The sequence below is a fragment of the Haliea sp. genome, from assembly GCF_041395985.1.
GTDB lineage: Bacteria > Pseudomonadota > Gammaproteobacteria > Pseudomonadales > Halieaceae > Haliea.
The window spans coordinates 100,210-113,329 of sequence record NZ_JAWKZJ010000001.1 but is presented as its reverse complement, the minus strand read 5'-3'; the positions used below and the strand labels follow the sequence as shown (position 1 = coordinate 113,329).

15 protein-coding genes are annotated in these 13,120 nt (G+C 63.4%); 10 read left to right on the top strand and 5 right to left on the bottom strand.

Annotated features, from left to right (window positions below; genetic code table 11):
* Positions 1 to 6: 6 nt before the first annotated feature.
* A complete protein-coding gene (locus R3E49_RS00530; protein ID WP_371293265.1) occupies positions 7 to 1,008 on the bottom strand; it encodes an AraC family transcriptional regulator in 1,002 nt (333 codons plus the stop codon).
* Between the two features lie 110 nt (positions 1,009 to 1,118).
* On the opposite strand from R3E49_RS00530, the gene R3E49_RS00525 reads away from it, so the two are divergent.
* The gene (locus tag R3E49_RS00525) at positions 1,119 to 2,300 is read left to right on the top strand and encodes a ferritin-like domain-containing protein (protein WP_371293264.1); all 1,182 of its coding nucleotides are present in this window, start codon (positions 1,119 to 1,121) and stop codon (positions 2,298 to 2,300) included.
* A 69-nt stretch (positions 2,301 to 2,369) separates the two neighbouring features.
* Here R3E49_RS00525 and rpsT read toward each other — a convergent pair whose 3' ends face one another.
* Positions 2,370 to 2,639: a 30S ribosomal protein S20 gene (gene rpsT / locus R3E49_RS00520; RefSeq protein ID WP_290742230.1), complete on the bottom strand. Its 270-nt coding sequence runs from the start codon at positions 2,637 to 2,639 to the stop codon at positions 2,370 to 2,372.
* A gap of 160 nt (positions 2,640 to 2,799) precedes the next feature.
* On the opposite strand from rpsT, the gene R3E49_RS00515 reads away from it, so the two are divergent.
* Both R3E49_RS00515 and R3E49_RS00510 read left to right on the top strand, forming a co-directional pair.
* Positions 2,800 to 3,438 carry a TetR/AcrR family transcriptional regulator gene (locus tag R3E49_RS00515; RefSeq protein WP_371293263.1) on the top strand — a complete coding sequence of 213 codons (639 nt, stop codon included), beginning with the start codon at positions 2,800 to 2,802 and terminating at the stop codon, positions 3,436 to 3,438.
* Positions 3,439 to 3,450: 12 nt separating this feature from the next.
* The gene (locus tag R3E49_RS00510; protein ID WP_371293262.1) at positions 3,451 to 4,458 is read left to right on the top strand and encodes a tyrosine-protein phosphatase; all 1,008 of its coding nucleotides are present in this window, start codon (positions 3,451 to 3,453) and stop codon (positions 4,456 to 4,458) included.
* On the opposite strand, the gene R3E49_RS00505 is transcribed toward R3E49_RS00510, so the two are convergent.
* A complete protein-coding gene (locus R3E49_RS00505; protein ID WP_371293261.1) occupies positions 4,459 to 4,731 on the bottom strand; it encodes a hypothetical protein in 273 nt (90 codons plus the stop codon).
* Positions 4,732 to 5,005: 274 nt separating this feature from the next.
* Positions 5,006 to 5,227, bottom strand: coding sequence for a hypothetical protein (locus tag R3E49_RS00500; protein ID WP_290742219.1), 222 nt, complete (start codon positions 5,225 to 5,227; stop codon positions 5,006 to 5,008).
* Between the two features lie 165 nt (positions 5,228 to 5,392).
* Between R3E49_RS00500 and R3E49_RS00495 the strand changes: the two genes are divergently transcribed.
* Complete coding sequence (locus R3E49_RS00495; RefSeq protein ID WP_371293260.1) at positions 5,393 to 6,562, top strand: 1-acyl-sn-glycerol-3-phosphate acyltransferase; 1,170 nt, start codon at positions 5,393 to 5,395, stop codon at positions 6,560 to 6,562.
* Positions 6,556 to 8,688, top strand: a complete 2,133-nt coding sequence (gene dinG, locus R3E49_RS00490) for an ATP-dependent DNA helicase DinG (RefSeq protein ID WP_371293259.1) — start codon at positions 6,556 to 6,558, stop codon at positions 8,686 to 8,688. The genes R3E49_RS00495 and dinG overlap by 7 nt, the downstream gene beginning before the upstream one ends.
* Here the strand turns inward: dinG and nhaR are convergent.
* Positions 8,685 to 9,584 (bottom strand): transcriptional activator NhaR, encoded by a 900-nt coding sequence (gene nhaR, locus R3E49_RS00485; RefSeq protein ID WP_371293258.1) that lies wholly within the window; start codon positions 9,582 to 9,584, stop codon positions 8,685 to 8,687. The genes dinG and nhaR overlap by 4 nt on opposite strands.
* Before the next feature lie 169 nt (positions 9,585 to 9,753).
* On the opposite strand from nhaR, the gene purE reads away from it, so the two are divergent.
* Genes purE through R3E49_RS00460 form a run of 5 tightly spaced genes read left to right on the top strand, consistent with a single transcriptional unit; the run spans position 9,754 to position 12,940 of the window.
* Complete coding sequence (gene purE / locus R3E49_RS00480) at positions 9,754 to 10,251, top strand: 5-(carboxyamino)imidazole ribonucleotide mutase (RefSeq protein ID WP_371293257.1); 498 nt, start codon at positions 9,754 to 9,756, stop codon at positions 10,249 to 10,251.
* On the top strand, positions 10,248 to 11,342 hold the full coding sequence (locus R3E49_RS00475) for a 5-(carboxyamino)imidazole ribonucleotide synthase (protein WP_371293256.1): 1,095 nt from the start codon (positions 10,248 to 10,250) through the stop codon (positions 11,340 to 11,342). The genes purE and R3E49_RS00475 overlap by 4 nt, the downstream gene beginning before the upstream one ends.
* Before the next feature lies 1 nt (position 11,343).
* On the top strand, positions 11,344 to 12,288 hold the full coding sequence (locus R3E49_RS00470; protein WP_371293255.1) for a sodium-dependent bicarbonate transport family permease: 945 nt from the start codon (positions 11,344 to 11,346) through the stop codon (positions 12,286 to 12,288).
* 2 nt (positions 12,289 to 12,290) lie between these two features.
* Positions 12,291 to 12,593 carry a P-II family nitrogen regulator gene (locus R3E49_RS00465; RefSeq protein ID WP_290742200.1) on the top strand — a complete coding sequence of 101 codons (303 nt, stop codon included), beginning with the start codon at positions 12,291 to 12,293 and terminating at the stop codon, positions 12,591 to 12,593.
* Positions 12,594 to 12,622: 29 nt separating this feature from the next.
* A complete protein-coding gene (locus R3E49_RS00460; protein ID WP_371293254.1) occupies positions 12,623 to 12,940 on the top strand; it encodes a YqcC family protein in 318 nt (105 codons plus the stop codon).
* Positions 12,941 to 13,120: the final 180 nt, after the last annotated feature.

The following is a 13,120-nucleotide window of genomic DNA, read 5'->3' as shown; positions in this document are numbered from 1 at the left end:
GCCTGTTCAGCGCTCAGAGCGTACCTCCCGCGGTGTGCGACCGGTCCATTTCTGGTAGGCGCGGCGGAAATTGGAGGCGTCGTTGAAACCGACCAGGTAGGCAATAGTGGACAGGGGCAGGCGACCGTTTTTCAGGTAACGAGTGGCATGTTCTGCCCGGACTTTGTCCAGCAGCTGCTGGTACGCGGTGCCCTCATGTTCCAGGCGCCGGCGGTAGGTGCGGGGGCTCAGGTTGAGCATGTTGGCCACCTGGGGCATCTGCGGATACTGGCCCTCCAGCTTGCGCAGCAGGCGCAGGGTTTGCTCCGACACGGAGTCATGTTCTTCCAGGTCCGCCAGTAGACGTGCGCACTCGTTCTCATACAGCGAACGCAGTGCAGGATTGGATAGCGGCAGGGCCACATCCAGCAGGCGGGCGTCAAACGAGATGCGCCCCAGCGCACTGTCGAAGTGCACGTCCTCGCCAAACACCTCGCGGTAGGTGTCTGCATGCGGTGGCGGCGGGTAGGGGAGTTCCACGCGCACAACGAGATCCTGCCGGTTGAGCAGGCCGCGGAGTGTATTGAGCATGGCGGCATACATCAGCTCGGTGCCGAATTCGGGTGGATTGTCAGCGGGTGCGGCGACGGTGGTCAGTACGCAGCGGCCCTCGGTTTCGGTGAATTCGAGTTGCAGCGTGGGCGAGGACAGCAGGTGGTAGTAGCGCATGAACAGATCCATCACCTGACGCAGGTCGCGGCAGGTCATGAAGGCCTGACCGAGGATGGCGTGTGCGCTCAGGTTCAGGCGCATGCCAAGCTGCAGGCCCAGCGCCGTATTGCCGGTGATGGCCAGGGCGTTGGCGACCAGTCGGGAAAAGTCGTCTTCACTGACGCGCGCACCGATACCGGCGAGCCCGGAGTCCGCGAGGGAGGTGCCGACCAGCATGTCCTCACGGTCAAAGCCCCAGCTCTCGACCATGTCGATCAGGATCAGGATGTACTGTGCTGGCGCGCTGACTCGGGGCATGGCTTCATTTGGCCACAAATAACCTTATTTTGACAAGACTTCACCTTGTGAGCCGGAGGTGGCTCGAACATAGTACAGACTGGTGCAATGTCGATGTCAGGAGTACGGTTATGAAAGTCGAGTGGAGTTCCACCCCGCGCAAGATCCAGCGCTTCGCCAACGCTGACTATCCGCGTGAAAATCCGGATCTGGAGGATTTGCTGACTGCCGGCGATGTCGACCACATTGCGGAGATCTTCAACACGCCGCTGACCGGGTCCTACAACTGGGACTACAAGGTGCAGGACGATCGCATCAAGAAACTGTACGACCTGGGCAAGCAGCTGAACTGGGACCCGGAGATGGATATCAACTGGGATCGTCCCTGGCCCGATGAAGAGCGTATGCCCGAGTTGATGAACCTGCATACCTACCAGCCCTATCTCGACATGGACGAGGCGACCCGCAAGGAGTTCTGGCTGCACATGAACGCCTGGAGCCTGTCGCAATTCCTGCACGGAGAGCAGGGTGCGCTGCTGGTGGCCTCGCAGCTGTGTTCCTGTGCGCCTACCCTGAACGCCAAGCTGTACGCCGCGTCACAGACCTTTGATGAGGCGCGCCATGTGGAGGTATTCAACAAATACCTGCAAAAGCGCATTGGCGTGATGTACCCGATCAACACGCACCTGAAAGCGATTATCGACAAGATCCTCACCGATGCGCGCTGGGACATGAAATTCATCGGCATGCAGCTGGTCATCGAGGGCCTGGCGCTTTCGGCGTTCAACACGACCCGCGAAACCACGCCGGATCCGGTGCTCAAGGACGTGGTGTACCTCGTGACGCGCGACGAGGCGCGGCATGTCACCTTCGGGGTCAACTATCTGGAAGAGTTTGTCAAAACCCTCTCCGATGAGGAGCGTGAAGAGCGCGCGCAGTTTGCCTATGAGGCCTGCGTGGTCAGTCGTGAGCGGCTGGTGGCCACAGACGTCTTTGCGCACTTCGGCTGGGACGTGGAAGAGGCGCGGTTGCAGGTGCTGGAAGGTTTTGTCATGTCCACCTTCCGCAACCTGCTGTTCCAGCGCGTGATCCCCAACCTGAAGCGCATCGGCCTGTTGACTGACAAGATCCGGCCGAAGTTCGAGGCGCTGGGGATCCTTGAGTTCGAGAATCTGGCGACGGATGGTGATATCGACTGGGCGCTGCTCGAACGCCCGCTGGACACCAACGAAGCGCAGGGCTACGAGCAGAGTATGCTGGCGGAGTTCCACAAGCTGCAGGATGCCCCGGAAGAGCCGCGTAAGGCGAGCTGAGGGCGGATAGTTTGCCACACAAAAAAGCCGGCTCTGAGCCGGCTTTTTTGTGGAAGTCAGTGCCCGGGCTCAGGCAGAGGCGAGTGCCTTGATCTGGGTGTTCAGGCGGCTCTTGTGCCGGGCGGCTTTGTTCTTGTGAATGATGCCCTTGTCAGCCATGCGGTCGATCACCGGAACGGCGCTGGCATAGGCCGCTTTGGCCTGCTCGGCGTCGCCGGTAGCGATAGCGGCAATGACTTTCTTGATGTTGGTGCGAACCAGTGAACGCAGGCTGGCGTTGTGGGCGCGACGCTTTTCCGCCTGGCGGGCGCGCTTTCTGGCTTGTGGGGAGTTGGCCACAATGATGTCCTCGTGGGTTGGCAAAATTAAGGAGGCGAGATTATTCACATAAGCCCATGAGTTGTCAACTGCAAGCCCGGTTCCCGAGGGGCCTGCTGCGTCATAAGGTGAAGCTGCGGTATACTGCGGGATTAACCCGTCAGTGCCGGAAATACACGCCATGGTTGCGACCCAGGTACACAGAGCCGAACTCGGGGGCGGTACCGCCGAGCGCATCCTTGATGCCGCCGAGGACCTGTTCGCCAAGAAAGGCTACAAGGGCGCTTCGCTGGGCGAGGTGGCAGAGCGCGTGGGCATCCGCTCCCCCAGCCTCTACAATCACTTTCGCAACAAGGAAGCCCTTTACCGGGCGGTCCTGAGCCGGTTACTGGATGAGTTCGCCGCGCCCATGGAGGAGCTGCACACGGCGCCGATCACCGATGAGCGCCTGTATCAATGGCTGGAAGCGATAGTGCGCAAGCATCACGCCAATCCCAACCTCGCCCGCCTGCTGCAGCACGCGGCGCTGTCCGGTGGCCCCGGCACCAACGACCTGATCGAGCGCTTTTTCCGGCCCATGTTTCACGACGATGACGGTCTGCTGCAGCCCGGTCTGCGCGCTCTGGGCAATGCCGGTCTGCGCCCCTGGGCCGTGATGGCCTTCAACAACCTCATCATGTCCTACGTGACCATGGCGCCGATGTATCGCGACCTGCTCGGCCAGGACCCGTTCAGCGAGGAAGCGCTGGAGCGCCAACTCACCCTGATAAAAACCCTGGTGCAGGCGGTGATCGCAACCCCCGCTGCCGCACCTGCCTGATTCGGAGATCGCATGCCGCTGCTGGCTGACACAGTACACATTTGGCGCGCCCCAGAGGGCGACTATCATGTGGAATGGGAGGCCTCCCACCCCCAGACCCGGGTCACCGTCAGTCCCCTGGACGCCGCGGCGCCGGATCTGCAACTGCACTACGAGGACGCGGACGCGGCGTCACGGCTGCGTATCTCTGGCTTGCCAGCCGACCGCCGTCACACCTTTCGGCTACAGGACCAGCACGGCAATGAACTGGTTGCGATGGAGCGTCGCCTCGGCATGCAGGGCACGCCCAACTTCCGCGATTTTGGCGGCTATCGCACGACAGATGGCCGGCGTGTGCGCTGGGGTTACCTGTATCGTTCGGGGCAGCTCTCGGGTTTGACGGAGCGGGATCTGGCGCTGCTGGCGTATCTGCAGCTGGATCTGTTGTGCGACTTTCGCCGCGAAGAGGAGCAGAGTGCCAGCCCGAACCGGCTGCCGCGGGAGCGCGCGCCACGCGTCGCCAGCCTGCCGATCACGCCGGGCAGCAACGATGCGGCCTTCGCCAACGGGCAGCTCGATCGCGGGGGGCGCCAGCCGATGTTCAACTTTATGGTGGATATCAACCGGGATTTTGTTGAGGCGCAGAGCCCTATGTATCGGCGCATGTTCGCCGAGATACTCGCCGAGGACGACGCCCGCTTCCTGGTGCACTGCGCGGCAGGCAAGGACCGCACAGGCTTCGCTGCCGCCATCATTCTGATGGCGTTGGGGGTGTCGGTGGATCAGGTGATGGCGGATTACCTGCTGACGCGTCGCTTCTTCGATCCGCGGCAGGAGATAGACCGCCTGCGCATCAAGTACGGTTTCCAGTCAGTTGAGGACGAGGCGATCATGCCGATGCTGGAGGTGCACGAGGCCTATCTGCAGCGGGCGCTGCAGGCCATTGCCGATTACGGCGATGTCGATACCTACCTCACCCGTGAGCTGGGGGTCGGCAGCGCCGAACGCGAGGAACTGCGTCGGCGCTATCTCGAGGACTGATCAGAGCGCGTTACAGGCGGCCTTCGCGGCTTTGATCTGCTTGCGCTCGCAGCTGTCGTTCAGCTCGTTGCCTGCGCACCACTTGCGACGGTTTTCCCACGCCGTGAGCGTAGCCGTTTTGCCATTGGAGCACTTTACGAGGTACTCGGAATAGGCGGCGCCGGTGTTGGATTCGTGGTTGCCGTGGAAGACGATGCTGGTCGGCTTGGCGGCAAAGGCAGCGGATGACAGGGCCAGCAGGGCGGAGACGGTGGCGATTTTGACGAGTTGCATAGTAGTTCCTCAACGGACGGTAGAAGTGATTGGCCAGCCTGTGACGGTGGTATACCGGTGGCAGGATGGTGTCAGTGTACGAGCTGAATACGTGTGTAAAACAGTTACAGATTCGTAACCCTGTACACGAAAAAGTAACAGGTATTCAGTCTCGAGTTCGACCCTTTGAGGTAAGCTACTGTTTTATATGAACAAATTATAAAAATGCGAGCGCCCGTCCTGCGGGCGCCAAAAGGTTACAAATGTTTAATGGGCCGGACCCGGGGTAACAACCTCAGGCCAGGCCGATCATTACCAGCCCGGCAACCGCGAGCAACACCGATTGCCCGGCCTTATCCAGCCGGAACAGCGCATAGAGGTAGGCGAACGGGGGAAGAATCAGGGTGCACAGGCCCCATGCGTAATCTTCTTTCCAGGATTGGATCAGCAACAACACCCAGCTGAGAAACAGCGTGGCGAGGCCGAAGGTGAGTAGTGATGCAGATGTGGCTTCCATGATTCCTCCCAATAGGCACATGGCTCCGGTGGAGCGGGCTGCAGATTAGCAGAAGCGCGGGGCCGTGTCAGCGCGCGGGAGCTGCCTTGTGTGGCGGGATCTGGCGGATGACGTGCCGGGGGAATTTGGGTATCGTGTGGCGCTGTTTTTCGTGAGGATATTGCTTTGAGTGACCCCTTTGCGGATATCCGCCCGTACCGCGATGACGAGGTGCCCGAGGTTCTGGGTCGGTTGCTCGCAGACCGGGAAATGCTCGATGCAATTGCCAGGCTGAGCCTGGGCCGTTTGGCGCGGGCCCTGCCCGGGCTCGCGCGCCCCGCCGTGCGCTGGTACCTCGGCCGTCAGCTGCGCGGAGTGCGCGATGTGCACGGCATGCAGATGGTGATCAAGCACTACGTCGAGAAGGTCATCGACGACACCACCGCCGGGTTCAGTGTCTCGGGTCTGGAGCAGCTGGATGTGTCGCGCCCCTGGCTGTTCATGAGCAACCACCGCGACATTGTGATGGACCCGGCATTCACCAACTACGCCCTGCATCGCAGTGGCCACCAGACTGTGCGCATCGCCATCGGTGACAACCTGCTGACCAAGCCCTGGGTGTCCGACCTGATGCGGCTGAACAAGAGCTTTATCGTCAAGCGCTCGGTGAGCAGTGGGCGGGCGCTGCTGGCCGCATCCCGGCATCTGTCCAGCTACATTCGCCTGTCTCTGCAGGAAGAGCGTTCACCGGTCTGGATTGCCCAGCGCGAGGGCCGGGCCAAAGACGGCATCGACCGCACCGAGCCCGCCGTCATCAAGATGCTCGCCATGAGCCGTGACAAGCAGACCGAAAGCTTCAGCGACCTGATCAACGCCCTCGGCATCGTTCCGGTCTCCATTGCCTACGAGCTGGACCCCTGCGATGGCATGAAGGCGCGTGAAATGCACCTGCGCAGCACGACGGGAACCTACGCCAAGGCCGAACAGGAGGATGTCGCCTCGATCGCGCGCGGCATTTCCGGCCAGAAGGGCCGGGTGCATGTGGCGTTTGGCACGCCGCTGGCGGGCGAGTTCGATGGCCCGGACGCTGTCGCTGCGGAAATCGATCGACAGATCATCTCGCTCTACTGTCTGCACCCCACCAACTTGCAGGCCTGGGAGATGCTGCACGGGCCGGGCGCGGCCGTGCCCGAAACGCTGACCCGCGAGGCGGGGAGCTGTTCGGACGCGCAGTTTCGTGCCCGGATCGAAAGCCTGCCCGAAGAGCAGCGCAGTTTTGCGCTGGCGACCTACGCCAATGCGGTGGCCAGTAAACTGGCGTTGCGTGCGGCGGCGGAGCCCCCGGCCTCTTGCTGAACGAAGCGCTGAAGGACCAGATTCGCGAGGCCTACGCCGCCATCACGGCCGCCAAAGGGTTGAAGCCGCGCTGGGGACAGCGGCAGATGATCGCCGAAATCGCCAACGCCCTGGCCCGCATCAAACCGGAAACCGGCCGGGCAAGCCCGGATTCCCCGGCGGTGTGCGTGATCGAGGCGGGCACCGGAACGGGCAAGACCATCGCCTATGCGGTGACGGCGATCCCCCTGGCCCAGGCCCTGGGCAAGCGGCTGGTCGTAGCGACCGCAACCGTCGCCCTGCAAGAGCAGTTCGTCAACAAGGATCTCCCGGATATTCGCGAGCACAGTGGCCTGGAGTTCAGCTACACCCTGGCCAAGGGGCGTCGTCGGTATGTATGCCTGTCCAGGCTGGACCACCATCTCGGCGGCAGCGGCGCGGGGGACGTACTGCCGCTGTACCCGGACGAATTCCAGGCGCCGGACAACGCCGAGGCGCTGCCCGTGTACAGCGCCATGCTGGAGGCCCTGGGCCGCGGGGACTGGGACGGCGACCGGGACAACTGGCCGGGACAGATACCCGACGCCATCTGGTTCGGTGCCACCACCGACCACAGTCAGTGCAGCGGCCGTCGCTGCCCCAATATCAGTCAGTGCAGTTTTTTTCGTGCGCGGGATGCACTCCAGTACGCCGATGTGGTGGTGGCCAACCATGACCTGGTGCTTGCCGACCTGGCGCTCGGCGGCGGTGCCATCCTGTCGCCGCCGGAAGACAGTATTTATGTGTTTGACGAGGGCCACCATCTGCCGGACAAGGCGCTGGGGCACTTCTCCAGTTTCTGCCGCCTGCACACCACCGGCCAGTGGTTGCAGGACAATCGCAAGCTGCTGCTGCAGGCGGCCTCGGCCCTGGCGCCATTGACTGACCTGGCGCGGCCGCTGGCTGCGCTGCCGGGGCTGATGGAGGAGGCCCAGGGCGCGCTGCAGGTGGCGGAGCAGGCGGTGGCCGCCTTGTTTGCCGAGCGTGTGTCCGGGAGCGGGCGCAGTGACGAGCAGCAACTGCGCTTCGCCCATGGCCGGGTGCCCGCGCAATTGCAGCCGCTGGCCGCCGGCCTGGCCAACCAGTTCCAGCAGATCAGCACCGCTCTGGCGAAGATTGAGGCCCGCCTGTCGGAGGCGTTGGAAGAGGAAGACTGCGGCCTGCACAAGAGCGATGTCGAGACCTGGCACCTGAGCCTGGGTGGTTTGCTGAGCCGCGCGGAGTCCACGCTGGCCCTGTGGCAGGCCTATGCTGTCAGTGGCGAGGGTGAAGTGCCGCCCATGGCGCGCTGGGTGACCTTGCTGGAGGGCGGTGGGCAGACCGGTTTTGACCTGCGCTGTAGCCCCATCCTCGCGGCGGATATTCTGCAGGAGTACCTGTGGTCACGTGCCGCCGGCGTCGTGGTCACCTCGGCAACCATCACCGCATTGCGTTCTTTCGATCGTTTCCGGCTTCACTCCGGCGCGCCGGCCGAGGGCGTCTTCAAGGTGGTGGCCAGCCCCTTCGATTATTCCAAGGCCACCCTGCATGTGCCCGCCATGTCCTGCGATCCCGGTGACGCCGAGGCACATACCGCGGCGCTGATCGAGCAGCTGCCCGGATTGCTGGACCTCGCCGAGGCCAGCCTGGTGCTGTTTTCCTCGCGGCGGCAGATGCAGGACGTCCATGCGGGGGTCAGCGCGATCTTTGGCGACCTGCTGCTGATGCAGGGCGATGGCAGCAAGCAGGAGATCCTGCGCCTGCATCGGGAAGCGATCGATGCCGGACGGGGCAGCATCCTGTTCGGGCTGGCCAGTTTCGCCGAAGGGGTGGATCTTCCGGGTGCCTATTGTCGCCACGTGGTGATTGCGAAGATACCTTTCGCGGTACCCGACAGCCCCATTGAGGCGGCGCTGGCGGAATGGGTGGAAGCCCAAGGCCGCAACGCCTTTATGGAAATCAGCGTGCCGGACGCGGCGCTGCGGCTGGTTCAGGCCAGCGGCCGCCTGCTGCGCACGGAAGGCGACAGCGGCAGGGTGACCCTGATGGATCGGCGTTTACTCACGCGACGCTACGGTCAGGCAATACTGGATTCCCTGCCGCCGTTTACCCGAGAGCTGGCCCGTTAGCCGTCCGCGGCCCCGCCCAGTGACGTATTGACGATCTCCAGCGTGGCCGGATGCTGCAGGCGGCGCTCCGGGGATATCACATAAAACACATCGACGAATTCCTGGGTGCGGCCAATCACCGCAACGCCGTACTGGGAGATCACATACGCTTCAATGATGGTCGGCGCGGCAAAGATGCCCAGCCCGGTCTGGCCGAAGGACTTCAGAAGTGCGCTGTCGTCAAACTCCGCCACGATTTCTGGGGTAATGCGGTGCTTTTCAAACCAGGCCTTGAGAAAGGAGCGGCTCCCCGCCTTGCGGCCAGGGGCCAGAAACGGCTTGCCACTCAGGCTCGCCGGGAACTGGCTGCGACAGGTCTCGGCGAGCCCGGGAACGGCAAAGAAGGTGAAACCGGACTCCAGAATGCGGTAGTTCCAGGCCTTGATGTGGCTGCCGGAGGGCAGGGGCTGGTCGGTGATGATGCAGTCGAGGCGGCTTACCGCCAGTTCCGCGAGCAAGGTCTCCTGGTCGCCCTCGTGGCACTGCAGGCGCAGGTTGTCGACGGCCTTCAGCGCGGGTTGCAGCAACCGGTTGGCGAGAATCTTGGGGATCGAATCGGTGATGCCGACGCGGAACGTCTCGGTATGAGCGCTCTCGTTCTGCAGCATCTGGCGGATTTCCCGCCCGAGCTGGAAAATTTCATCGGCGTGGGCATAAATCTGTCGGCCCTGTTCGGAGAGCCGCAGGCGCCTTCCTTCGCGGCGGAACAGCTTGACGCCGAGCTGTTCCTCAAACGCGGCAATCTGTCCGCTGATGGTTTGCGGGGTCAGATTCAGGCGCTTGCTGGCGCGCGTGATGCTGCCGTCGGTGGCAACATGGAAGAAATAATACAGGTGGTTGTAGTTGAGCGGCGTCATCTCAGAAATAGTCGAATTGATTATTTATAAAAATCGAATATATCATGGCTGGCGTCTTGTGTAGGATTCGTGCGCTTTCTATCCCGCCGGCCCCCGCCACAAGGATTCATGTCCGGGTACAGAAGTGCCCACCGGCCGCAATGGCAGGACACAAGGGGAAAGACTCACAATGAATGAACTCGTCGGTATTGTCATGGGCTCCCGTTCCGACTGGGAGACCATGCAAGGCGCTGCAGACACCCTGGCTGAGCTGGAGGTGCCGCACACCGTTGAAGTGGTGTCCGCGCATCGCACGCCGGACCGCCTGTTCAGTTACGCCGAGGCGGCTGAAGCCAGCGGTCTGCAGGTGATCATCGCTGGCGCCGGTGGTGCAGCGCACCTGCCGGGAATGCTGGCGGCGAAAACCCTGGTGCCGGTGCTGGGTGTGCCGGTGCAATCCCGTGCCCTCAACGGCATGGACTCGCTGCTTTCCATCGCGCAGATGCCGGCGGGCATTCCGGTCGGCACGCTGGCCATAGGCCGCGCAGGGGCCGTGAATGCAGCGCTGCTGGCCGCGGCGATGCTGGCCAATCAGGACAGCGCCCTGCGCGAGCGTCTCCGCGCCTACCGTGAGCGCCAGACCGCCAACGTGGCGGCGCACCCCGACCCCCGGGTCACCGCACCGTGAATATCGGGATCCTGGGCGCAGGCCAGCTGGCGCAGATGCTGGCGCTGGCAGGTTACCCGCTGGGGTTGCGCTGTACCTTCCTGGCGCCCGAGGAGATGCCCTGCGCCGCACCCCTGGGAGAACATCTTCGCGGTGGCTATGAAGACGCCGCTGCACTGGCCTCCTTTGCAGAGCGCATCGATGTGGCCACGGCGGAGTTCGAGCACATTGCGCCGGTTGCGCTTGATGCACTGGAGCGGCGCGGTCTGCTGGCCCCCTGCAGCCAGGCGATTCTCCTCTCCCAGGAGCGGCTGCAGGAGAAGTCATTGTTCACGCGCCTGGGCCTGCCCACCGCGCGCTACGCTGCCATTGATTCCGAGGCGGACCTGGCCGCAGCGCTGGCCCAGACGGGCACTCCCGCGATCCTGAAAACCCGGCGCATGGGCTACGATGGCAAGGGTCAGGCGTCCGTGGCTGCGGCTGGGGATTTGCTGCCGGCCTGGGAAGCCCTGGGTCGCGTACCCTGTATCCTCGAAGCCCGCGTGCCTTTTGATCGCGAGCTCTCGGTGATTGCTGTGCGCGGCCGTGACGGTGAGTGCCGTACCTGGCCGCTCAGCGAAAACCGCCACGAGGACGGCATTCTGCGTGTCTCGCGCTCCCTCGCGAACGATCCCATGGAAGGTCCCGCCCGCGACTACTGTGAGCGCTTGCTCAACGCGCTGGATTACGTCGGTGTGCTGGCGCTGGAGCTGTTCCAGTGTGGCGACCAGCTGCTGGTGAACGAGTATGCACCACGCGTACACAACAGTGGCCACTGGACTATCGAGGGCGCGGTGACCTCCCAGTTTGAGAATCACCTGCGGGCCATTGCCGGCCTGCCCCTTGGGCTCACTGCCGCCGTAGCGCCCAGCGTGATGGTCAACGTTATCGGTGAGTGGCCCGCCGCACGGGATATCCTGGCGGTTGCTGGCGCGCACCTGCACGACTACGGCAAGTCGCCCGCGCCGGGCCGCAAACTGGGCCACATTACCCTGGTCGACCAGGACGCCACGGCGCTGCGCCAGCGTACCGCCGAGCTCCTGTGCCTGGTGGGCGTGGAGGGTACCGCGTAGCATGGATCCCGTTGTTCTCTTTTTCCTGCTGGGCGTCACCGCCGGGATCCTGCGTTCAGAGCTGCGGCTGCCGGTGCAGGTCTATGAACTGCTGAGTATCCTGCTGCTGCTCGCCATTGGCATGAAAGGCGGCATCGAGCTGGCCCGACAGCCCTTTCTGGAGCTGCTTGGGCAGATGGTTGCGGTGGTCGCCATGGGATTCATCCTGCCCCTGCTCAGCTTCCCCGTGCTGCTCCGGTTCGGTCGCCTGCCGCGGGCGGATGCGGCCTCTATCGCCGCGCACTACGGCTCGGTCAGCGTTGGCACTTTCGCGGTGGTCGTCGCCTATCTCGGTTCACGGGACATTGATTTCGAAGCCTACATGCCGCTGTTTGTCGTGCTGCTGGAAATTCCCGCCATCCTGGTGGGCATTGTCCTCGCCAAGGGGCTGGTCGGCGGTGAGCGGCTGCGCGAGTCGGCACATGAGGTGCTGCTGGGCAAGAGCATCGTCCTGCTGGTGGGCGGCCTGCTGATCGGCTGGATTGCCGGCGCCGACGGCCTGGCCAAGCTCGCCCCGCTGTTCTTCGACCCCTTCCAGGGCTTGCTCGCCCTGTTCCTGCTGGAAATGGGCCTGGTGACCGCGAGCCAGATCGGCACCCTGCGCCGCTATGGCTTCTTCCTACTGGCATTCGGTGTGCTGACCCCGGTGTTCTCGGCAATGATCGGCCTCGGGCTGGGCTGGCTGCTGGGCCTGTCCGTTGGCGGAGCGGTGGTGCTGGCTACCCTCGCGGCGAGTGCATCGTATATCGCCGTGCCCGCCGCGATGCGTATTTCGGTTCCCGAGGCCAACCCTGCGCTGTCGCTGGCGGCATCGCTGGGTGTGACGTTCCCGTTTAATGTACTGGTCGGCATTCCGCTGTACCATTGGCTTGCTGGCCAATTGTACGCACTGATCGGAGCCGCCTGACCATGGAACAACACCCGCGACGCCTGCTCACCATCGTGACTGAATCCTCTATCGAGTCGCACCTGCTGCGGCATATCGAACGCTGGGGCGCGCACGGTTACACCATCACCGAGGCCCGCGGCAAGGGGGCCCGGGGTGTGCGCGAGGGCAACTGGGAGGCGAACCGCAACCTGCGCATTGAGGTGGTGTGTGATGACGCCACGGCGGATCGCATTGCCGCCGGCCTGCGCGAGCACTACTACGACAACTACGCGATGATCCTCTACACCTGCGATGTGGATGTGCTGCGCCCGGAGAAGTTCTAGCAGCGGCCGTGGAGTATCCGGGAGAGCCCATGCGCACGGAAGTCGCCGAAGTCCTGATCGACATCGAGGCCCAGCTGCGGCAACTGGCCCTGTGGGAGACGGTGCCGCCGCCGGCATCTGCGCTGGCCTCTACCGAGCCCTTCGCCGTCGACACGCTGACACTACCGCAGTGGCTGCAGTTCATTTTCCTGCCGACCCTGTATCGGATGCTCGAGCAGGGTGAGCCCCTGCCCGGGCGCTGCGCCATCACGCCCATGGCGGAGGAGTTTTTTCGCGGCTCATCGCTGGCCACGGCAGGCTTGCTGGCGGCGCTCGCACGCGTGGATGTACTGCTGACCGTGGAGTAGGCGCGTCCCGCGCTGCTCCGTGGGGGTTGTCCAGATTCTGTCTGCCAGTGCAAGCACGCAGTGTTTGCTTTTGGAACGGCTTGTTTATTCTCAGGTGAAGGGTGTTCCGGTCGTTCGCGTTGCACATGCAGGTCAGGATGACGGTGAGGGCGGCAGCGCATCCCCCCCATAACAACTATC